This window comes from Microbacterium xerophyticum, from assembly GCF_053543555.1.
Genome location: NZ_JBLVOB010000008.1, coordinates 1 through 21,426, shown reverse-complemented (window position 1 = coordinate 21,426; position 21,426 = coordinate 1). Strand labels below are relative to the sequence as shown.

20 protein-coding genes are annotated in these 21,426 nt (G+C 68.3%); 12 read left to right on the top strand and 8 right to left on the bottom strand.

Features of this window, described 5'->3' with window-relative positions:
* The coding region (locus ACNPNP_RS17325; RefSeq protein WP_448967299.1) for an amino acid ABC transporter ATP-binding protein at positions 1-412 on the top strand (412 nt) is incomplete at its 5' end.
* A gap of 25 nt (positions 413-437) precedes the next feature.
* Here the strand turns inward: ACNPNP_RS17325 and purU are convergent.
* Entirely contained in the window at positions 438-1,283 is an 846-nt protein-coding gene (gene purU, locus ACNPNP_RS17320) for a formyltetrahydrofolate deformylase (protein WP_448967298.1), read from the bottom strand.
* A gap of 96 nt (positions 1,284-1,379) precedes the next feature.
* Between purU and ACNPNP_RS17315 the strand changes: the two genes are divergently transcribed.
* From ACNPNP_RS17315 to ACNPNP_RS17305, 3 genes are all read left to right on the top strand, one after another.
* Positions 1,380-2,588, top strand: a complete 1,209-nt coding sequence (locus ACNPNP_RS17315; protein WP_448967297.1) for a cation:proton antiporter — start codon at positions 1,380-1,382, stop codon at positions 2,586-2,588.
* Complete coding sequence (locus tag ACNPNP_RS17310; protein ID WP_448967296.1) at positions 2,585-3,043, top strand: glutaminase; 459 nt, start codon at positions 2,585-2,587, stop codon at positions 3,041-3,043. Before ACNPNP_RS17315 ends, ACNPNP_RS17310 begins: the two co-directional genes overlap by 4 nt.
* Positions 3,044-3,113: 70 nt before the next feature.
* Positions 3,114-5,654, top strand: coding sequence for an ATP-dependent Clp protease ATP-binding subunit (locus ACNPNP_RS17305; protein ID WP_448967295.1), 2,541 nt, complete (start codon positions 3,114-3,116; stop codon positions 5,652-5,654).
* Positions 5,655-5,679: 25 nt separating this feature from the next.
* Here the strand turns inward: ACNPNP_RS17305 and ACNPNP_RS17300 are convergent, their stop codons facing one another.
* Both ACNPNP_RS17300 and ACNPNP_RS17295 read right to left on the bottom strand, forming a co-directional pair.
* Positions 5,680-6,396 (bottom strand): glutamine amidotransferase-related protein, encoded by a 717-nt coding sequence (locus tag ACNPNP_RS17300; RefSeq protein WP_448967294.1) that lies wholly within the window; start codon positions 6,394-6,396, stop codon positions 5,680-5,682.
* Between the two features lie 19 nt (positions 6,397-6,415).
* On the bottom strand, positions 6,416-7,144 hold the full coding sequence (locus ACNPNP_RS17295; protein ID WP_448967293.1) for a LysR substrate-binding domain-containing protein: 729 nt from the start codon (positions 7,142-7,144) through the stop codon (positions 6,416-6,418).
* Between the two features lie 168 nt (positions 7,145-7,312).
* Here ACNPNP_RS17295 and ACNPNP_RS17290 point away from each other — a divergent pair, with 168 nt between their 5' ends.
* The 3 genes from ACNPNP_RS17290 to ACNPNP_RS17280 are packed head-to-tail and all read left to right on the top strand — an operon-like array spanning position 7,313 to position 11,019.
* Positions 7,313-8,257 (top strand): PhnD/SsuA/transferrin family substrate-binding protein, encoded by a 945-nt coding sequence (locus ACNPNP_RS17290; RefSeq protein WP_448967292.1) that lies wholly within the window; start codon positions 7,313-7,315, stop codon positions 8,255-8,257.
* A 39-nt stretch (positions 8,258-8,296) separates the two neighbouring features.
* Positions 8,297-9,193 carry a phosphonate ABC transporter ATP-binding protein gene (phnC, locus tag ACNPNP_RS17285; protein ID WP_448967291.1) on the top strand — a complete coding sequence of 299 codons (897 nt, stop codon included), beginning with the start codon at positions 8,297-8,299 and terminating at the stop codon, positions 9,191-9,193.
* The gene (locus ACNPNP_RS17280; RefSeq protein WP_448967290.1) at positions 9,190-11,019 is read left to right on the top strand and encodes a PhnE/PtxC family ABC transporter permease; all 1,830 of its coding nucleotides are present in this window, start codon (positions 9,190-9,192) and stop codon (positions 11,017-11,019) included. The genes phnC and ACNPNP_RS17280 overlap by 4 nt, the downstream gene beginning before the upstream one ends.
* Positions 11,020-11,045: 26 nt before the next feature.
* Here ACNPNP_RS17280 and ACNPNP_RS17275 read toward each other — a convergent pair whose 3' ends face one another.
* From ACNPNP_RS17275 to ACNPNP_RS17260, 4 genes are all read right to left on the bottom strand, one after another.
* The gene (locus ACNPNP_RS17275; RefSeq protein ID WP_448967289.1) at positions 11,046-11,453 is read right to left on the bottom strand and encodes a transferase; all 408 of its coding nucleotides are present in this window, start codon (positions 11,451-11,453) and stop codon (positions 11,046-11,048) included.
* Positions 11,454-11,554: 101 nt separating this feature from the next.
* Positions 11,555-12,328 (bottom strand): DNA-formamidopyrimidine glycosylase family protein, encoded by a 774-nt coding sequence (locus ACNPNP_RS17270; RefSeq protein WP_448967288.1) that lies wholly within the window; start codon positions 12,326-12,328, stop codon positions 11,555-11,557.
* Positions 12,321-13,067 (bottom strand): EI24 domain-containing protein, encoded by a 747-nt coding sequence (locus ACNPNP_RS17265; protein WP_448967287.1) that lies wholly within the window; start codon positions 13,065-13,067, stop codon positions 12,321-12,323. The genes ACNPNP_RS17270 and ACNPNP_RS17265 overlap by 8 nt, the downstream gene beginning before the upstream one ends.
* An 18-nt stretch (positions 13,068-13,085) precedes the next feature.
* Positions 13,086-17,666 carry an ATP-dependent helicase gene (locus ACNPNP_RS17260; RefSeq protein ID WP_448967286.1) on the bottom strand — a complete coding sequence of 1,527 codons (4,581 nt, stop codon included), beginning with the start codon at positions 17,664-17,666 and terminating at the stop codon, positions 13,086-13,088.
* A 138-nt stretch (positions 17,667-17,804) separates the two neighbouring features.
* Here ACNPNP_RS17260 and ACNPNP_RS17255 point away from each other — a divergent pair, with 138 nt between their 5' ends.
* The 4 genes from ACNPNP_RS17255 to ACNPNP_RS17240 all read left to right on the top strand — a co-directional run bounded on the left by ACNPNP_RS17255 (position 17,805) and on the right by ACNPNP_RS17240 (position 20,443).
* Positions 17,805-18,407 (top strand): GrpB family protein, encoded by a 603-nt coding sequence (locus ACNPNP_RS17255; RefSeq protein ID WP_448967285.1) that lies wholly within the window; start codon positions 17,805-17,807, stop codon positions 18,405-18,407.
* Positions 18,408-18,557: 150 nt separating this feature from the next.
* Complete coding sequence (locus ACNPNP_RS17250; protein WP_448967400.1) at positions 18,558-19,475, top strand: hypothetical protein; 918 nt, start codon at positions 18,558-18,560, stop codon at positions 19,473-19,475.
* Positions 19,472-19,882 (top strand): GntR family transcriptional regulator, encoded by a 411-nt coding sequence (locus tag ACNPNP_RS17245; RefSeq protein ID WP_448967284.1) that lies wholly within the window; start codon positions 19,472-19,474, stop codon positions 19,880-19,882. The genes ACNPNP_RS17250 and ACNPNP_RS17245 overlap by 4 nt, the downstream gene beginning before the upstream one ends.
* Before the next feature lie 99 nt (positions 19,883-19,981).
* Positions 19,982-20,443, top strand: a complete 462-nt coding sequence (locus ACNPNP_RS17240) for an NUDIX domain-containing protein (RefSeq protein ID WP_448967283.1) — start codon at positions 19,982-19,984, stop codon at positions 20,441-20,443.
* 23 nt (positions 20,444-20,466) lie between these two features.
* On the opposite strand, the gene ACNPNP_RS17235 is transcribed toward ACNPNP_RS17240, so the two are convergent.
* Positions 20,467-20,727 (bottom strand): hypothetical protein, encoded by a 261-nt coding sequence (locus ACNPNP_RS17235; protein ID WP_448967282.1) that lies wholly within the window; start codon positions 20,725-20,727, stop codon positions 20,467-20,469.
* 278 nt (positions 20,728-21,005) lie between these two features.
* On the opposite strand from ACNPNP_RS17235, the gene ACNPNP_RS17230 reads away from it, so the two are divergent.
* On the top strand, positions 21,006-21,426 hold a 421-nt coding region (locus ACNPNP_RS17230), incomplete at its 3' end, for a DUF222 domain-containing protein (RefSeq protein ID WP_448967281.1).

Below are 21,426 nucleotides of genomic sequence, written 5' to 3'. Positions count from 1 at the left end.
GCGGGGGCGGCTGTCCAAGGTCGCGGCGCGTGAACGCGCGCTCGCGCTGCTGGACCGAGTGGGCCTCTCGGAGAAGGCCGACGCGAAGCCGGCATCCCTCTCCGGCGGGCAGAAGCAGCGCGTGGCGATCGCCCGCGCGCTGGCGATGGACCCCGAGATCATGCTGTTCGACGAGGCCACCAGCGCCCTCGATCCCGAGATGGTCGGCGAGGTGCTGCAGGTGATCCGCGACCTGGCCGAGGGCGGCATGACGATGGTGCTCGTGACGCACGAGATGGGCTTCGCCCGCGAGGTGTCCGGTCGAACGGTGTTCATGGACGGCGGAGTCGTCGTCGAGGAGGCCGCGCCCGCCGAGCTGTTCGGGGCGCCCAAGAGCGACAGGCTGAAGGACTTCCTGTCGAAGGTGCTCTGACGCGCCTGCGGCGCGGGCGGTCGACCTAGAGGATGACGGTCGAGCGCCCGTGCACGATCACGCGGTCCTCTGCGTGCCACTGCACGGCGCGGGCGAGCACCTGGCGCTCGACGTCGGCGCCGCGGCTCTGCAGATCGGCGGCGGAGTCCGAGTGCGAGGCGCGTGTGACGTCCTGCTCGATGATCGGTCCCTCGTCGAGGTCGACCGTCGCGTAGTGCGCCGTGGCGCCGATGAGCTTCACGCCGCGCTCCTTCGCCCGTGCGTACGGGTTCGCGCCGATGAACGCCGGCAGGAACGAGTGGTGGATGTTGATGATCGGCGCCCCGACGTTCTCGATGAAGTCGTCGGTGAGGATCTGCATGTACCGTGCGAGCACCACGAGGTCGACGTTGCCCCGCAGAAGGTCCAGCTGACGCTGCTCCATCGCGGCCTTGTCGGTGGAAGGGATGTGCACGAACGGCACCCCGAACGTGCGCACCGATTCGGCGAGATCGGGGTGGTTGGAGATCACCATCGTGATGTCGATGTCGAGCTGGCCGCGCTGCGTGCGCCAGAGGAGCTCCATCAGGCAGTGGTCGTACTTGGAGACGAAGATCGCCACGCGCTTGCGCTTGGCGACGTCGTGCAGGGACCACTCCATCCCGAACCGCCCCGCGACCTTCGCGATCGAGGCCTCGAGTGCGGGACGCGCGGCGGCGAGGCCCGCCAGCTGGATGACCGTGCGCTGGAAGAAACGTCCGACATCCGTCGAGTGCTGATCGAGCGAGACGATGTTCGCGCCGTGCTCGGCGAGGACGCCGGCGACGGCGGCGACGATTCCGGGCTGGTCATCGCAGGCGATGAGCAGGCGTGCGGTGTCGGTCTGGGACATGGATGCTCCTTGCAGGGTGTTCGTAGATTCTCTCGTGTGTGCGCCCGCGGTGACGAATCCGCACGAGGAGGGGTGCGGTGTCGATACTCTGAGCGGGTGACTGCGAGCGAGATCGGGCTTGTGCTGCTGCCGCTGCTCGCGGTGGCCGCTCCCTTGCTGGCTCGCGGTGTCCGCCCTGTGCTGAGGGTGCCGATCATCGTCTTCGAACTGGTGCTCGGCATCATCGTCGGGCCGGCCGTGCTCGGCTGGGTCGCACCGGGGGAGGTGCTCGACAAGCTCAGCGATCTCGGGCTGGCGATGCTGTTCTTCATGGCGGGCAGTGAGATCGACTTCCGGGCGATCGCCGGTCGGCCGCTCGTGCGGGCCTCGCTCGGGTGGCTGCTCGGCCTGGCACTGGGCGTCGGCGTCGGATTCCTGATCGCACCGGGCGAGGGCATGATCGTGATCGGGATCGCGCTGAGCTCGACCGCGCTGGGCACCCTGATGCCGATCCTGCGCGATGCGCGCGAACTGGACTCGCCGTTCGGGAAGGTCGTCACCGCGATCGGTGCGGCGGGCGAGTTCCTGCCGCTGATCGCGATCTCGGTCTTCCTCAGCACACGCCGCCCACCGGTCGCTGCGGCGATCCTGGTCATGTTCGTCGTGCTCGCCGCACTCGTGATCCTCATCGCGCGTCGCGCACCGCACGGCAGGCTGCACACGTTCGTCGCCGCCACTCTGCACACGTCCGACCAGTTCGGGGTGCGGTTCGTGCTGATGCTCATCGCGGGGCTGGTCGGGCTCAGCGTGCTGTTCGACCTGGACATGCTGCTGGGCGCCTTCGTCGCGGGCGCCGTGTGGCGCATCATCATGGCCCGCGCACCGGAGCCGGATGCCGCGGCAGTGGAGAGCAAGCTCGAGGCGATCGCGTTCGGATTCCTGGTGCCGATCTTCTTCCTGTACACCGGCGTCACATTCGACCTCGGCCGGCTCGCCTCCTCTCCGCTCGCGCTCTCACTGGTGCCGCTGTTCCTGATCTCGCTGCTCGTGATCCGCGGTGCCGCTGCCCAGATCTCGGCTTCACGCGGGGCGGGTCTGCGCGAACGCACTGCGCTCGGGATGCTCGCGGCGACCGGCCTGCCCATCATCGTCGCCGTCACGGCGATCGGCGTGGACGAAGGCGTCCTCGATCCCGCGATCGCGGCCGCGCTGGTCGGAGCAGGCATGTTGTCGGTGCTGGTCTATCCGCTCGTCGCGATGATCCTGCGCGGCGACCGGGAGCGACTGGATGCCGAGGAGCAGACGCTGCCGCAGGGGGAACTGTGACGACGATCGAGATCCTGGATGCCGCGCGAACGTCGCTGGTGGGGATACCCAAGGAGGGGCTCGGTGAGGAGCGCTCCTCGCGCTGGCGCGGCGAACGGATCGTGCGCGTGGGGGAGGCCTGGCACGTCGGAGTGCTGCTTCTCACCGACACCGGTGTGCTCGCGACCGCTGAGGTGCTGCGCGCCGCCGACCAGGGGCGCCGCGGGTACACGGCCGAGTCGGCGAGGGCGAGGGCGGCGCGTCGACAGCTGGCCTTGAAGGGCGGCTTCGGCGAGGGCGACGTCGTGCATGTCGGATGGTCGGTCATCGATGTGGATGCTGTGGATGCCGGCGGGGCGTCCGGGCCGCTCGCACTGCGCGACGGCGTGCCGTCCGTGCGGTGGTCGGGGGCCGGCGCGTACATGCCGCTCGAGGCCTATCTGCGTGAGCGGATCAATCTGATGCGCGGGATCTGAGACACCGGGAATACTCCGATACGCCGTGCGTTGAAGTTGAGTGAAGCACGCTCAACTTTAGGAGAACGCAATGCCCAACGACTTCAGCGACAACGGCGCGAACTCGTTCGATGAGTTCCTCGCCCGCTATCTGGCAGGCGAGCGAGCCCGGCAGACCCGGTCGATCGACCTCAGCCGATTCCTCACCGCGCGCACGCAGGAGATCCTGCAGAACGCCGGCCGTCTCGCGCTCGAACGCGGCCAGACCGAGCTCGACGCGCTGCACGTGCTGCGCGCGATCGTCGAGGACGCCACCGTCGCGCAGGCGATCGAGCGCATCGGCGTGACACCGCAGCAGATCGTCGACGCGGTCGAGACGCGGCTGCCTGCCCCCGGTCCCCGCGCCGAGGCCGATGCGGCGACGATCACGCCGAGCGCCAGTCGCGCGCTGTTCCACGCCTATCAGGTGGCCCGCTCGTCCGGTGCGACGTACATCGAGCCCGCGCACGTCTTCTTCGCCCTCGTGCTCGGTCAGGATGTCCCGGCGGGCCAGGTGCTCGCGCAGATGGGTGTGACAGCCGATGCGCTCACCGACGCCGCGCGCGAGCACGTCGACGCGCCGGTCGGCTCTGATGCCCCCGACGCGGGAGCTGCGGCATCCGGCTCCACCATGCTCGACAAGTACGGCATCGACCTGACCGCGCGGGCGCGTGCCGGCGAGCTCGACCCCGTGATCGGTCGCAGCGATGAGATCGAGCAGACCATCGAGATCCTCAGCCGCCGCACGAAGAACAACCCCGTTCTGATCGGCGAGGCCGGCGTAGGAAAGACCGCGATCGTCGACGGGATCGCGCAGGCGATCGTCGACGGCACTGTCCCCGCCCAGCTCGAGGGACGCAGGGTCATCGCGCTCGATCTGCCGGCCATGATCGCCGGTACCCGCTACCGCGGTGACTTCGAGGAGCGTCTGACCAAGACGATGGACGAGATCGCCGCGCACAAGGACGAGGTCATCGTGTTCATCGACGAGGCGCACACGGTCGTGGGTGCCGGCGGATCCGGTGAGGGCGGCATGGACGCGGGCAACATCCTGAAGCCCCGTCTCGCACGCGGCGACCTGCACATGGTCGGCGCGACGACGCTCAAGGAGTACCGCCAGATCGAGAAGGACCCCGCGCTGGAGCGCCGTTTCCAGCCGGTGAAGGTCGACGAGCCGAGCATCGACGACGCCGTGCTCATTCTCAAGGGGCTGGCGGACGCCTACCAGGACCACCACCGGGTGACCTACACAGATGCCGCACTGCGTGCAGCCGTGACCATGAGCGCCCGCTACCTGCCGGACCGCGTGCTGCCGGACAAGGCGATCGACCTGATCGACCAGGCCGGTGCCCGGTTGCGCCTGAAGCTGGGCCTGCCCGCAGACACGTCTGCGCTCATGACGGAGCTCGCTGATCTGGAGTCTCGGAAGAACGCCGCAGTCAGCGCCGAGCACTACGAGGAGGCATCGCGTCTGCGTGACGAGATCGTCCGGACTCAGGAACGGATCGACGCGGTGACCTCCGGCGAGCACGCCGGCGCACCTGCGGTCGTCGATGAGCGCGAGATCGCCGAGGTGATCGCGCGTGCCACCGGCATCCCCGCCAGCCGCCTCACCGAAGGCGAGCGCGAGCGCCTGGGCGACCTGGAGAACGACCTGCACGCGCGGGTGATCGGTCAGGAGGACGCCGTGACCGCAGTGGCGCGCGCCGTCCGGCGCAGCCGCACCGGAATGGGTGATGCACGTCGCCCCGTCGGCTCGTTCCTCTTCCTCGGGCCCACCGGCGTCGGCAAGACCGAACTGGCCAAGGCGCTGGCCGACCGGCTCTTCGACGACGAGAACGCCGTGATCCGCTTCGACATGAGCGAGTTCGGCGAGCGGCACACCGTGTCGCGTCTCGTCGGTGCCCCTCCGGGATACGTCGGCTACGACGAGGCGGGTCAGCTCACCGAGCGCGTGCGGCGCAACCCGTACTCGATCGTGCTGTTCGACGAGATCGAGAAGGCGCACCCCGACGTGTTCAACCTGCTGCTGCAGGTGCTCGACGACGGGCGTCTCACCGACGGTCAGGGCCGCACGGTCGACTTCCGCAACACGGTGATCGTGATGACGTCGAACGTCGGCAGCGAGTTCCTCGCTTCGCGTTCCGGTGCGCTCGGCTTCGTGTCATCGCAGGATGCGTCGGCGAACGGCTTCTCGTCGATGAAGGACCTGCGCGATCGGGTGATGGGCAAGCTGCGCGAGGCGATGCGGCCGGAGTTCCTCAACCGCATCGACGAGATCGTGCTGTTCCAGAAGCTCACCAAGGATGAGCTGGCGCGCATCGTGCGTCTCATGCTGGCGGCCACCTCGGCACGTCTCGCGGAGCGCGACATGCGCCTGGACGTGTCGGATGCCGCAGTCGCATGGCTCGGCGAGCACGGCTACGAGCCCGAGTTCGGTGCCCGTCCGCTGCGCCGGCTGATCCAGCGCGAGGTGGACGACCGCATCGCGGACCTGCTGGTCGCAGGTAGCCTCGAGGACGGCGGCATCGTGCGCGTGGACGCCGATGACGACGCACTGGTCGTCGAGTCGGCGGTGCACGCCGTCGCCTAGCGCCTCTCGGCCCAGCGCCTCTCGCTCAGGCGAAGTTCTCAGCGAACCTGCGCAGCAGATCCTCGCCGCCCACACCCTGGGCGGCGAGGATCTCTGCTTCCACGGCGTCGAAGGCCTCTGGGTCGAAGTATCCGTTGCCACGGTAGAACGTCATGCGGTCGGCGAAGTCGCGCGGGCTCGGCTCCGGGTGGAACTGCGTCGCGTACAACTGCGTGCCCACGCGGTACGCCTGCACGGGGCAGTCGTCGTTCGTCGCGAGCAGCACGGCATCGGGCGGGACGGCGGCTGCGCTCTCCTTGTGAGCCGTGAACACGTTCAGCGCCGGGGCGCTGGGACCGAAGACGGGGTCGGCGGCCCCGGCATCCGTCGTCCTGATCCCGGTCGAGCGGGTGGCCTCGGGATGGGCGAGGGTCAGCGCGCCGCCCAGCATCCGAGTGACGACACCGATCCCGAAGCAGGTGAACAGGGCGGCGGCGTCGTTCTCGAGCGCGCGAGCGGCGATGCGTTCGAGGTCGGACTCGATGCGCTGCTGCAGCGGCGCCTTCACGGCATCCGTCACGTTGAACGGCGAGCCGCCGATGACGAAGCCGTCGTGACGCGCGAGCACTTCATCGGGGAGCGGGCCGGAGAGCAGATCGAACTGGTCCAGCTCCGGGACGGCGAGCCCTCGCTGGAACGAGACGTGCTCGGCGTCGGCCGCTCCGCGTTCCGGCCGCACGCAGACGTAGAGAAGCGAAGCCATGACGATAACCTACCTTCGCTCAGCGCGAGGAGTTGGCGGTGCGCCCGCGGACGATGCCGACGAATGCGTCGACGTCTGCGGTCGTGCGCTCCCTGGGCCACGCGAGGGCGACCGTCGAGGTCGGGCCTCCGCGCAGGGGCCGGTGGCCGACGTCCTTGCGCTGATGCATCCTGGCCAGGGACATCGGCACGATCACGATCCCGACGCCCGTGGCGGCGGTGGCGATCGCGTCGGCCGTGGTCGCGAGCGGTGGAAATGCCGGCGCCAGGACACCGGGGATGTCGAGGGGGCCGAGCACGTCGTCGAGCGGGGTGATGAGCACCTCGCCCTCGAGGTCTGCCGGATCGAGCTCGTCGACGGCCAGCAGATGCGATTCCGCGGACGCCACGACCACGGGGATCTCATCGTAGAGCGCGACGATGTGGAGCGTGTCGTCATTCAACGGAAGGCGGATGAGGGCGGCATCCAGCTCGTCGATCGCGGAGCGCTGCGAATCCGCCTCGATCGGCACGAGCTCCAGGGCGACGTGCGGCATGCGCTGCTTCCACGTGTCGATCCACTTGCCCGGTGTGGCTCCGGGGACGGCGCCGAGACGGAAGCTCCGCGGCTCCTCCACGACGCGTGGAGTGTCGAAGACGACCTTCTTGGCGGATGCGCCGGGCTTCCGCGACGGCGCCGGTGTGCGCGCAGATGCCCTCCCCGTCGAGGGACGCTTCGCCGCGCCTCCGCGTCCGCGTTGTCTCGCCATGGATTCAGGCTACCCGTGCGCCACCGGCCGCTGCGCCACAGCGAATTCATTTCTCGTTCACGCGACCTTTGCGTTCTCGATCCGCAGGTGTCTCATCCCGCGCCTTGACTGTCGCAGTCGGCCGTCCCGCCGATCCTCACCCTGCACTGTCACCGAAAGGTCCACCCCATGCAGTCCACCTTCACGCGCGGCCTCGCCGTCGCCGCCGGCCTCACGCTCGCGTTCGGCCTCGCCGCCTGTGCTCCCACACCTGCGTCCTCCGAGACGGAGGGCGACGCACCTGCATCCGAGGGCACGTTCGCATCGGGCGACTCGGAGACGCTCGTCTTCGCCGTGCTTCCCGACCACGAGGGCGCCGACCAGGACGCCCAGCCGATCGCCGACTGGATCGCCGAGATCACGGGCAAGAAGGTGGAGCTCTTCCAGGCCACCGACTACACCGCCGTCGTGCAGGGCCTCGCAGCCGACCAGATCGACATCGCGCAGATCTCGGCGTTCACCTACTACCAGTCGCAGAACGCCGGTGCGGACATCATCCCGATCGGCGCGCAGATCACTCAGGAGGGTGCCGAGCCCGGCTACTTCTCCGTCGCCGTCAAGAACCCGGCAGCCACCGACGTGACCTCGCTCGAGGACTTCGCCGACCAGCCCGTGTGCTTCGTGAACCCGACGTCGACCTCCGGCTTCGCCGTTCCGATGGGCGGACTCCTCGAGGCCGGCGTCACGGTCGCCGACGACAACCGCCTGTTCGGTGAGGAGCACGACCTCAACGCCAAGAAGGTCGCCGAGGGCACCGACTGCCAGGTCGGCTTCGCCCAGGACATCGACGCCGACCCGCTGATCGAGTCGGGTGAGCTCGAAGAGGTCACCCGCGTGCAGGTTCCCGCCGCGCCGATCGTGATGCAGGCCGCGCTGCCCCAGGACGTCCAGGACCAGCTCGTCGAGGCGCTCGCCGACAGCACGCAGTCCGACCTGACCGACGCGGGTGTCGAGCTCAACGAGTTCCTCACCGAGGGCTGGTTCGGCTTCGGTGCGGTCGACGACGCGTACTACGACCTCATCCGCACCCTGTGCACCGAGATCGCCGACGAGGTCGAGGCCTGCCAGGCCTGACCCGTTCAGCCCACTCGCACGCACCGTAGGAGAGATGACATGACGAACAGCGACGCCCCCGCAGTCCGGATCACCGATCTGGGGAAGACATATCCAGGAGCTGCCGGTCCGGCTCTGGAGGGGGTGTCGCTGTCCGTCGTCCCGGGCGAGATCGTCGTCCTGCTCGGCCTCTCCGGCTCAGGCAAGTCGACCTTGCTGCGCCACGTCAACGGACTGGAGACTCCGTCGACCGGCTCGGTGGTGTCGCTCGGCCAGGCCGTGCCGGAACTGCGGGGCCCGGCGCTGCGCGCCCTGCGCGGGCGGATCGGCTTCATCTTCCAGCAGTTCGAGCTGGTCGGCGCTCTGACGGTGATCGAGAACGTGCTCACCGGCGGCCTCTCCACCCTTCGCGGCCCGCGGGTCGGCAGCCTGAGCTATCCCCGTCGCATGCGCGAGAAGGCGCTCGGCCATCTCGACCGCGTCGGACTGCTCGATTTCGCCTACCAGCGCGCCGATAACCTCTCCGGCGGGCAGCAGCAGCGCGTGGCGATCGCTCGTGCCCTCATGCAGGATCCGGAGATCCTGCTCGCTGACGAGCCGGTCGCCTCGCTCGATCCGGAGTCGAGCAGCCAGGTCATGTCGCTCATCCGGGAGATCGCCGCCGAGCGCTCGCTCACGGTCATCTGCTCGCTGCACCAGGTCGATCTCGCGTTGAGCTGGGCAGACCGCATCATCGGCCTCCGCGCAGGGAGCGTCGTGCTCGACACCCGCACCGACGATCTGACCCGCGAAGAGGTCATGGAGATCTACGGGCGCGTCGCCACCAGCACGAGCGAGATCGCCGCGCTCGAGAGCGAGCTCGCCGAGGCGCGCGAGCAGGTTCTCGCGCAGGAGATCCAGCGCTCCGCGGCTCGCGAGCGTCTCGCAGAGGACTTCGCGAACGAGGAACCGGCGTGACCACCCTCGCAGAGCGCCCCGCAGCCCTCGCCGATCGCGTCGCGAGGGTTCCGCGCCCGGCTCCTCGGCTGTCCTCGATCGTCTCGTACGGCGTCATCATCGCCATTCTCGGTCTGGGCGTCTGGTCGTTCATCGGGCTCGACTACAGCCTGAAGAGCCTCGAGACCACCGGTGCCAATCTCTCCCGGTTCCTCAGCATGGCGACGCCGATGCAGTGGCCGGGATGGGATGTCACGGCCGAGGTCCAGGGCGGCGGCGAGAAGGTCTTCGTCACGACGTGGGTCGGCTTCGAGCCGATCTGGGAGATGTTCCTCACGATCGTCATCACCCTCGCGCTGGTCATCGCGGGTACGGCGCTCGCGGCCGTGCTCTCCATCCCGGTCGCATACGGGGCTGCGCGCAACACGACCCCCAACACCGCCGTGATGGCGCTGTGCCGCGGGATCGGCGTCGTCGCCCGCGCGATTCCGGATGTCGTGTTCGTGGTCGTGCTCGCCTTCCTGTGGTTCAACTCAGGGACGCTTCCCGCGATCGTGGCGATCGGAATCCACTCGGTCGGCATGATCTCGAAGATGTTCGCCGACGCGATCGAGCAGATCGACGAGGGTCCGCGCCTCGCGATCCGCTCCGCCGGCGGCACGAAGGCGCAGCAGTTCTGGTCGGGCATCGTTCCGCAGGTGCTGCCCGCATGGGTCGCGGTGACGCTGCACCGTGCAGACATCAACCTCCGCGGCACGGTCATCCTGGGTGTCGTGGGTGTCGTCGGCATCGGCTACGAACTGGATGACGCACTGCACGGCGGGCCGGCAGGCATGCGCCGCGTCATCCCGCTCGTCGTGATCATCATCGTGCTCTGCGTGCTGTTCGAGATCGTCTCGTCGCTGCTGCGCACCCGACTCCTCAACGTCAGGCCGACCGGTAAGAGCGTCGGTGACACCGTGGCCCGCGCGGTCGCGCGCAGGAGCGCACGCGCCGGTGAGGCCGCAGCCGCCCAGTCGGTGACGACGCAGGATCGCCATACGAGGATCGAGGCGGCCATGCACCGCCCGTGGGATCGCACCCGCGTCGGCAACACGCTGTGGATCTGGCTCGGCGTCGCCGCGGTCGTCGGAGCGTTCCTCTACACCGCGCCCGATGTGACCAAGATGTTCGCGCCGGCATGGAACGAGATCGTGGATCCCACGCGCGACCGTGCGATCTGGCCGCCGCACTTCGGCAGCAGGGACTGGTCGGATGTGCTCGCGGCGGTCGTGACGACCATCCAGATCGCTTTCGCCGCGACGCTGATGGCGACGATCATCTCGGCCGTCGTCGGACCTCTGTCGGCGCGGAACGTGGCGCCCAACAGCACGGTGCGCAACCTGTTCCGCGGCATCGCTCTCGTCATCCGCGCGATCCCCGACCTCGTCGTCGCGATCCTGTTCATCATCGCCGCGGGCATCGGTCCGCAGGCCGGTGCGCTGGCTCTCGGCATCGGCGGTGTCGGGCTGCTCGCGAAGCTCATCGGCGACTCGATGGAGGAGGTGCCCAACGGTCCCGAGCGTGCACTGGCCGCAGCGGGGGGCACCCGTGCGCAGGTGTTCTTCTCCTCCACCGTGCCGATGTCGGTGCCGGCGCTCGTCAGCCATCTGATGTATCTGCTCGAGCAGAACATCCGCTCGGCGACCCTGCTCGGCATCGTCGGGGCAGGTGGCATCGGATTCCTGCTGCTCAACGCGCTGCAGGGGCGCCACTTCGACGAAGTGCTCGCCTATGTGCTCGTGATCATCGGCATGGTCGTGATCGTCGAAGCGGCCTCCATCCTCATCCGGCGCGCGCTGAAGTAGCGCTGCCCGCTGAGGCGGGGGCGGGCTCAGGCCGCCAGCCAGAGCCCTTTGCGGTCGGTGGCGATCCGCAGACCGGCGGCGACGATCTCGTCTGCGCCGATACGGGCACCGCGGGCGATGCGTGCGCCGGCGCCGATCTCAGTGCGCACACCGATGTGTGCGCCGTCTCCGACGGCTGCGCCCTGTCCGATGTGGGCGTGCGCGTCGATGTACGCGTTGTCACCGATCACGGCATCCGGTTCGACCCACGCACCGCGGGCGACCTTCGCTCCCGCGCCGATGCGCGCTCCTGGTTCGATATAGGCGCCGGCTTCGACAACAGCCTTCGGGTGCACCTTCGCGCCATGCGCGACGAGGCCGCGACCGTTGACGTGCTTGCGATAACGCAGCGCCTTGCCCTGGTCGTCTTCGATATCGATGTAGTTCTTACCCAAGATTCCTCCCGTGTCCGGACATCTCCGGATATATGAACAACCACGAGAGGGGCGGATTCATTCCCGAACGGGGATGGCGGTTCCCTGAACCCGCCGCGGCTTCAGCGCTGGCAGTTCGGGCACCAGAACGTGATGCGTTCACGGGTGGGATCCGCACCCTGGGTGCCGCGGAGGATGCGCGTCCCGCACCGTCGACACGGCCGGTTCGCGCGGCCGTAGACCCAGGTGCTCCGTCCAGGGCGATCGACGCCTGTGAAGGTCCGGTTCACGCGCAGACGGTTGGCGCGGATCGTGCGTGCACCGAGGTCGAGGAGGGCGGGGACGTCGACGTCGAGTGCGGGCGTGGTCGGCAGGATTCCGCGGAGGAACAGCAGCTCTGCGGCGTATTCGTTGCCGAAGCCCGCGACGTTGCGCTGATCGAGCAGGGCGACGTGGATGCTACGGGTGTCGGCGCCGAGACGCCGTGCCGCTTCTGCAGGATCCCAGTCGTCTGCGAGGGGATCGGGGCCGAGGTGGGCGAGGAGCTGCTCCTCGCCAGAGGTGGGTAGCAGTTCGACCTCGGCGATGTCGACGCCGACGGCTTCGTGTACCGCAGTGCCGACGATCGCGCGCACTTTGAAGTCCGGATGCCGCCACTTCTCGCCTGGTCGGTACAGGAGCCATGCGCCGTCCATGCGCAGATGGGAATGCAAGGTCATCTCACCGATGCGCAGCAGCAGGTGCTTGCCCCGCGCGGCGCAGCCGTGCACGGTGTCGCCGGTCAGGTCGGCGGTGGCGAAGGCGGGAACGCGCAGGTCGAAGCGGGTCGTGGTTCTGCCCGCCAGCGCTTCGTCGAGTCGCAGGGCGGTGCGGAAGACGGTGTCGCCTTCAGGCATGTGACGGTGCCGCGCGCTCGGTGAGCGACCGCGCGAGGATGGTGGATCCTGCCACGGCGGCCGGCATCGTGACGATGGCGCCGAGTGGGACGAGGAAGCACAGCTGCGTCGCGACGCCGAACCCGATGACTCGGGCCCGGCCGGAACCGAGCAGTTCTGAGCGTGAGAGGGTGGTGAGGCCACGGGCGTCGAAGGCGCGGCCGGTGAGCTCGCGTGCGACCAGGCGCCCCGACAGGATCACACCGATGACCGAGGCGAGCACGCCGCCGACGACGGGGATGAAGCCGATCACGAGGGTGAGCAGCGCGACCAGGATTCCGAGGACGACCAGGCGGATGCCCTCGCCGATCGTCGTGAGCATCCCGGTGTCGCCGGCCGGCTCCGGGCCGCCGAGCGAGCGTTCGATGCCGCGCCAGATGCGCTGGTAGAAGGGGTCGCCGATCGTCAGGGTGAGGGCGGTGAACACGGCGCCGGCGAGCGCGAGCGCAGCGATGAGGAGGACGGCGCCGAGGCTGAAGCGCAGCACTTCCCGCCATGGGCTGACCCAGCCGTCGGCGAACGGCGTGATCCAGTCGGTGATCGATCCGAGTGTGAGCGCGAGGGGGATCAGTGCGGCTGCGAGAAGCAGGAATGCGATGACTGCGGGGACGAGGCCGAGCGCGAGCAGCTTCGGATGCGTGCGCCACATCCCGAATCCTCGTCCGAGGATCCTGACGCCGGTGAAGAACTCGCGGATCATGGCTATATCGTACGGGCGCTAGATCGCCTTGCGCAGCGAGAAGCCGCGCGGGGTGACCACGAATCCGGCCTCCTGCAGGGCCATCGCGAAGTCGGTGCCGTAGATCGCCTCGCCGTTGACCTTCTCGACGGTGAGCGTCTCGAGGCGGCGGGCGCGCGACGTTGAGACGAGATCGGATGCCGCGGCACGCAGCAGCTCCGGATCGTCGTCGAACGCGAGCACGGTGCGTCCGCCGCGCTCGAGGTAGAGCACGAGCGACCCGTCGACGAGCACGACCAGGCCACCTGCCTTGCGACCGGGGCGATGCGACACGCCTTCGCGGCGCGGCCAGGCGAGCGCGGCTCCGTACGGATTGGCGGGGTCGGTCGCGGCGAGGGTGACGGCCCTGCGGGGCGGCGGGTCGGCCAGCGCCGCGAACGTGCGGAGGCGGTCGACCGTGGCGGAGGCGGCGAACTGCGCGGCGCCGAGCTTCTCGATGACGTATCCGCGTCGGCAGTGCCCTGCCTCCTCGAACCCCGCGAGCACCCGGTACGCCTGGGCGAATCCGCCGGGCAGTCCCTCGGCCTGCACGGCGCCGCGCGTGACGACGCCGTACCGGTCGAGCAGCAGTCCTGCGCTCACGGTGGCGCGGCGCGCGGCATCCGTCTCGGCCGACGGGAGCAGCGACCACCGACCGCCGACGGCAGTCGGTCGGGCGGGTGTGCGCGAGAGCGACATGCCGCGGTAGGTGCGCGTGCGAGGCGCACGGCGGGTCACCCGGTGCGCCTGCGATCCGCCGGCGAGCAGCGATCGGATCGGCGCGAACGTGTCGTTCGTGACCCGGCTCGACCACGTGAGGTTCCACAGGGCCTCGAGCACCGACTGCTCGTTCTCGGCACCGGTCATCTCACGCAGCTGCATCGCGAAGTAGGCGCCTCCGGCGCTCAGGGCGTCGAGCAGCCGGGCTTCGAGGGAGTCGGGAGCGACCTCGTCCTCCGGTTCGGGCAGCGTGAAAGGTGCGAGGTCGGCGGGATGCAGCGACACCCATCCGTCGCGACCGGGCAGCGTGCCGTGGCCCGACCAGATGACCTCTCCGCTCGCGGTGAGCTCGTCGAGCAGGGCGGGTGTGTAGTCGCGGACGCGGGAGGGGAGGATGAGTGATTCCCATGCGCTCGCAGGAATCGGCACGCCGGCGAACTGCTCGATCACCGATACGACGCCGTCGAGCCCTTCCAGAGGGCGGCCGAGGTGCTGCCATTCGGGAAGGAACCTGGCGTACGCCTCTGGCGAGACCGGTTCGACGCTGCCGCGGATGGCCGCGAGCGACCGCATCCGCAGGCGGCGCAGCACGTCGGTGTCGCACCATTCGATCTCCGATCCGCTTCCCGCCGCTTCCGGCAGGAAGTACCCGCTGGTGAGGCGGCCGGCGTTCTCGAGGCGTTGCAGCGTGTGGCGCGCGACGGCGGAGCCGATGCCGTAGCGGCCGGACACGGCATCCGTCGTGAACGGGCCGTGCGTGCGTGCGAAGCGGGCGATGAGGTCGCCGAGTGGATCGGCGAACGGTTCGAGGAAGGCGACCGGGATGCCGGTGGGCAGGGCCACACCCAGCGCGTCGCGCAGTCGCCCGGCGTCTTCGATCGCGGCCACGCGGACGGTGCCGGCGATCGTGACGGGGATCGCCCGCCGGGTGGTGACGAGGTCGTCGAGGTGCTGTTGCGCTGTGCCGCCCTCGTCTTCGAGACGGGCTGCCACTTCTTCCGCGTCGAGCGGTCCCAGCATTCGCAGCAGGTCGGCGACGCCCTCGAGCCCGCGTACGCGGCGTTCGGGGTCGAGCCGCTGCGCCTCGCGCTCCCACTGGGCGAGGACGTCGGGGTCGAGCAGCTCGCGCAGTTCGACGGTGCCGAGGAGCTCGCCGAGGAGCGCCGGATCGACCGACAGCGCGGCGGCGCGGCGCTCGGCGAGCGGCGAGTCGCCCTCGTACATGAACGCGCCGACGTAGCCGAACAGCAGATCGCGTGCGTACGGCGACGGCTGTGCGGGTTCCGTCTCGACCAGGCGCACCTTCCGCTCGGCGATGGCGTTCGTGAGCCGGCGCAGCGATGGGAGGTCGTAGACGTCCTGCAGCACTTCGCGCAGGGTCTCGAGGATGACCGGGAACGTGGGGTGGCGCCGTGCGACCTCGAGCAGCTGCGCCGAGCGCTGGCGCTGCTGCCACAGCGGCGTGCGCTTGTTCGGGTTCATGCGCGGCATCAGCAGGGCGCGCGCCGCGCACTCGCGGAACCTCGAGGCGAACAGGGCTGAGCCGCCGACCTCCTCGGTGACGACGAGCTCGAGTTCGTCGGGGTCGAACACGAACAGTTCGGCACCGGGCGGCTCGGCGTCGGCATCCGGAACCCGCACGATGATGCCGTCGTCGCTCGCGACCGCCGATCCCTCGACCCCGAGTCGCTCCCTGATGCGCGCGTTGATCGCGAGCGCCCAGGGCGCGTGCACCTTCATGCCGTAGGGGGAGTGCAGGATGACGCGCCAGTCGCCGACCTCGTCGCGTCCGCGTTCGACCGTGAGTGTGCGGTCCGTGGGGAGCGTGCCGGTGGCCTCGCGCTGTTCGCTGAGGTGCGCCATGAGGTTGGTGCGTGCCTGCTCGTCGAGGCCGGCCTCGATCAGACGCTGCGCTGCCTTCTCGGGGGTGGCCGCAGAGACCTCGCGGGAGAACTTCCCCAGCGCCTCGCCGAGTTCGTAGGGTCGGCCGATGCCGTCGCCGTGCCAGAACGGCACCTTGCCCGGTTGTCCGTACGCGGGCAGTACGTTGACGCGGTCGTGGGTGATCTCGGCGATCCGCCAGCTCGTGGTGCCGAGCGTGAACACGTCGCCGACGCGGGATTCGTAGACCATCTCCTCGTCGAGTTCGCCGACGCGTCTACCGGCCCCCTCGCCGGCGACGAACACGCCGAACAGGCCGCGGTCGGGGATCGTGCCACCGCTGGTGACGGCGATGCGCTGCGCCCCCGGCCGTCCGGTGAGGGTGCCGGCATCCCGATCCCAGATGAGTCGTGGGCGGAGCTCGGCGAACTCGTCGGACGGGAAGCGGCCCGCGAGCAGGTCGAGCGTCGCCTCGTAGGCGGAGCGGGGGAGCGATTGGAAGGGTGCGCTGCGCCTGACGGTCTCGAACCATTCCTCGACGCTGATCGGCGCCAGCGCGCAGGCCGCGACGGTCTGCTGCGCGAGGATGTCGAGCGGGTTGCGCGGCACGGCGATGGCTTCGATCTTGCCCGCCAGCATCCGCTCGGTGACGATCGCGGTGTGCAGCACGTCGCCACGGTGCTTGGGGAAGAGCGCGGCGCGGCTGATCTCGCCGACCTGGTGTCCTGCGCGTCCGACGCGCTGCAGGCCGGATGCCGCGGACGGCGGCGCTTCTACCTGGATGACGAGGTCGACGGCTCCCATGTCGATGCCGAGCTCGAGGCTGCTGGTCGCGACGACGCAGCGCAGGATGCCGGATTTCAGCTCTTCCTCGACGAGGGCGCGCTGCTCCTTCGAGACGGAGCCGTGGTGCGCCTTGGCGAGCACCGCGTCTGCGCCCGCGGTGGATCCGGCCTGGGCCATCATCGCGGCGGGCGGTCCCGCGGGCTCCGGGACGGGCACGCCGATGCGCTCGGCGTAGATCTCGTTGAGCCGGCCGGTGAGGCGCTCGGCGAGGCGACGCGAGTTGGAGAAGACGATCGTGGACTTGTTCTCGAGGATGCGGTCGACGATCGCCTCTTCGACGTGCGGCCACACGGATCCGGTGACCTCGGTGTATTCGGCGGGGTCGTCGCCCGTGGGCGGGGCGCGGGGGGGGGGGGGGGGGTTGGTCATGTCGTCCATCGGCACGACGACCGAGAGGTCGAACGTCTTGGATGCCTTCGGGGCGACGATCTCGACCGGCTCGGATCCGCCGAGGAAGCGGGCCACCTCGTCGATCGGGCGGACAGTGGCGGAGAGGCCGATGCGCTGCGCGGGTGGCGTGTCTTCTCGGCCTGCTCGGCGGAGGGCATCCAGTCTCTCCAGGCTCACGGCCAGGTGTGCGCCGCGCTTGGTTGCGGCGACCGCGTGCACCTCGTCGATGATGACGGTGTGAACGTCGCGCAGGGTCTCGCCCGCTCGGCTGGTGAGCATCAGGTAGAGGGACTCGGGCGTGGTGATGAGGATGTCGGGCGGGTCGGAGACGAGCTTGCGGCGGTCGCTCGAGGTGGTGTCTCCGGAGCGGACGCCGACGCTCACTGACGGGGCTGCCATGCCCAGTCGGCGAGCGGACTGGCCGATGCCGACGAGTGGAGAGCGCAGGTTGCGCTCGACGTCGACGCCGAGGGCCTTGAGCGGTGAGATGTAGAGGATGCGTGTGCGGGCGGTGCCCTTCGCGGGGGCTGCATCTCCCGCATCCGTCCGCTCGCGGAAGACGCGGTCGATCGCCCAGAGGAACGCCGAGAGCGTCTTTCCCGACCCGGTCGGGGCGACCACGAGAGCGTGCCTGCCGGCCGAGATCGCGTCCCATGCTCCCGCCTGTGCGGATGTGGGCGCGCTGAACGCACCCCGGAACCAGTCCTGTGTGGCAGGGGTGAAGCGTTCGAGCACATCGCTCATCCCTCCATCATCGTCTGTGGGTGGGACATCGAGGCGTGAAGGTGAATTTCTCCGGCGAGGTGCCGTTCTGATGACGGCTGCCGGCTTCCCGTGATGTCGTCGTCGGCGCCGTGGATCCGCGCTGGGTAGATTGTGCGAATGAGCGAGGAAACGAACCCGGCTGCACTGGTCGAGCATCGGGCGGAGTGGGCTGAGCGTGCGTCGCGTCTGCTGTCCGGCATTCGTGATGCCCTCGAGGGGATGGCGGGTTTCGATTCCGCGACGCTCGATCACATCGGCTCGACGTCGGTGCCGGAGCTTGCGGCGAAACCCTTCGTGGATCTGCAGTTGCGCAACTCGCCTCTGCCGGTCGAGGCCGATCTGGTCGCGAGGCTGGAGCCTCTGGGTTACGTTCGCGCGCGTGGATCCCGCCCCGATTCTCCTGGTGTCGACCGTGACCTTCCGCGGGGATCCATCGAGGTCGACCCCACTGTGTGGGAGAAGCTGCTGTTCTGGCACGACGACGCCCAGGCGATCCTGCACGTCCGCCGCGCGGACTCTCCCTGGGGTCTCTACGCGGTCTGGTTCCGGAACTGGCTCAGGGCTGTCCCCGACGCGCGCCAGCGCTATGAGGCGGTGAAACGAACTCTCAGTGCGCAACAGGTCGGCAAAGCCGATTACGACGACTACACCCTGGCGAAGACGGTGTTCTTCGACGATGTGCAGGCAGAGTTCGAGGCGTGGGCTGCGTCCGCCCGATAGGGCATCCGGGGCGGTGCGGGGTGCGGATGGCCGCGGAGGCCAGAGTTCGACGTGCGAGTTCGAGGCGATGATGACACCGGAGTGAATGTAGCAACTCGACAATACATCTGTGTACTATCGAGATGATACAAATCAGAAAGGTCGTGACCCATGATCTGGCTTCTCGCTTTGGTATTCGGTGCGCCGATCATCGGTCTGGTCATTGCAATCCTCTGGTGGTTGATGCGTGATCGCCGGACCGGCTTGCCGGCTGGTACGGTGGCGTTGTTCGTGGGGCTGGCCGGCTTGCTCGGGGTGCTCGCTGAGGTTCTGCACCGCGTGATGGGATCATGGTCACTGCTGATACCGTTCGCTCTCCCAGCAGATGTGATCATCTGGTATTGGGACTACCGGTTTCTGGTTCCGCTGCTCGCGGGGATCCTCAGTCTGGTTCTGTTGGCATTTCCCGTGCGAGCGCGGCGAGGTCTCGGCTCCGCGGACCTGTCGCCGCGGTCGCCCTTGATGTTTGCTCGTGGATGGTGGTTCATCCCGCCGATCGCCGTTCTCGCGGTGGTCCTGGTGATCACGTTCGCTGCTGGAACGGTTTCCGAGCCCGACCCTGAGTCGGGCCGCTACGAATCCATGGTGCTCGACGGTGGTGTCGGGTCAGTGGGTGTCACCATCTACGGGTGGTTCTACTCGGTGCCATCCATGATCGCTATCGCGGTGCTGGTTGCTGTCGCGGGGGTTGATCTGTTCCTCATCGCACGTCCCCCGCTGGGCGATAGCCGCGAGGACGACGTCCGGATTCGTACTGTCCGAACACAGAGCGTTCTCGCTGTGACAACTGGGGCGCTGCTGATACACCTCGGGGTCGTGTTCGGGTCGCTATCGGGAACCGCCTCGGTTCGAGGAAGTTTTTCGACGTCGGAAGGGACGATGTTCTTGTGGAGTCCGATCGCAGCTTTTGAATCGGTGTTCTATTGGTCCGCATACGTCGCTTGCACGTGCGGGATCGTCCTGTGGGCACGTGTCGCCCTCTCCGGCATCCCCGTGCGGCGTGTTGAACCGGCCGAGGTGGCGGTATGAGCATCACCCTGTCGGGTTCCGCCCCTCCGACCGATCAGATCCGCGATCAGATCCGCGGTCTGATCTCCTCCGGTCAACTGGCGGCAGCGGACCGTCTACCTTCCGTCCGCCAGCTCGCGAAGGACCTCGCTGTCGCGCCGGGAACGGTGGCGAAGGCCTACCGCGCGCTGGAGGCCGAAGGCCTCCTCATCACGCGCACCGGTGGCGGAACGCGTGTCAGCGCGACCGCGACCACGACGTCTCGCCCAGTGCTCGATGCCGCACGAAAACTTGCCGATTCGAGTGCTCGCGCCGGTGTCGACCTGGATGCTGCGATCAGTGTTCTCCGGGCCATCTGGCCCACCTCGGCACCGAATGCATCACCCGCGACAAGTGCGCGCCCGGCGGCCGACGATCCAGCGATATAGGCCCACGAGGTATGAGGTTCGTGCGCCTGACGCCTGGGCCACGCCGCAAGCGACCGCTTACCGCAGACTGGCGACCTGCAAGATCGTACGCTGGATCACATGCCAATCTCGCCGTACCTCAAGTCGCTGCGCGATCGTGTCGGCAACGATTTGCTGCTCCTCCCCGCGGTGTCAGCGGTGGTCCGCAACGATGTGGGAGAGGTTCTTCTCGCGCTGTCACAGGGTGACGATGAGTGGTCGCTCATCGGAGGGGGCTTGGAGCCCGGTGAAGAGCCAGCTTCCACGATCATCCGAGAGATCCGCGAAGAACTCGGAATCGAGGCGGAGGTTTCGCAGATCGTCGGGGTTTACGGAGGCGAGGACATGTTCATCACCTACCCGAACGGAGATCGCTGCGCATATGTGACAACTGCGTACGCATGCCGGCTTGTGTCCGAGACACTCACCATCGACGAAGATGAGCTGCGTGAAGTGGCGTGGTTCACGCCTGAACACATTTCACGACTCGAGACGCAGCCATACGTTGCCCGCATCTTGGCGGACGCCGGCATCGGTATCTGACCTCCGGCTGTCAGCGGTGCTGGTCAGGTATTGAGACCCAGCCCCGTCAGGAGGAAGTTGGCGGCGCGTGAGACATTGGCGATCTGCCATGCCGTGATGCCGACGGCGATGAGCGCGAACCACAAGGTGTCACGCAGTGCGCTGCGGCGGACGATGCGGTGCGCAACGAGCGTCACGACGGTGGCGATGGCGATGGTGGCACCAGCGACCTGCGCGAAAGCCATTCGGACATACGCATCGGCGTCCGGGGCGGACCAGCTGTTGAAGATGATGGCGAGCGTCATCGGGATCAGCACAACGCCGGTCACAAGGATTGACGGCTGAGGAGAAGCCTCGTAAACGTGTTCCGGGGGCCGGTCGGGCCTCCGTCGCGCTGCTCATGTCGCGAGTTTAAGTCGTCCCCTACGGGCGAGTACAGGCCTCACCAGCATGAGCGGCCGACGAACCCTTCCGGGACCTCGTGTGCCCAACGGATCCGACGTCTGATGGGCATGCGCGAACGCAGTGTTTAACTTCGAATGTCTGAGGCCAGTAGTTCAATGTATTTATGAACATTTCGACGATGACTTCACCGGTGCTGAACGCACTGCTTGAAGATGTCGTCACGACGCTCTCATCCGTGGACCAGACGATCAATCAGTTGATGGCAACGAAGTCGGCGCTGTTGGCGACGGCCTCCCGCATCGCCGATGATGAGCCGTTCGACTCCGTCGATTCGCGGGAGATGTCGCAGCGCGCGATCGCGACCGAGATCGGCGCCGCGCTGCGGTTGAGCGATCGCACGATCGAGTCGCATATGGGCACCGCCGCGATGCTTCAGGAGCGCTTCCCTGCGACGGCGGCATCGTTCGGCGCGGGTCACATCTCGCAGGCGCATGTGCGGGTCATCATGGATGCCGGCGAGCAGATCGAGGATGCTGAGAACAGGGCGCGTTACGAAGCGATTGTGGTCGCGCGCGCCGAGGCTGAGTCCCCGAACAGGC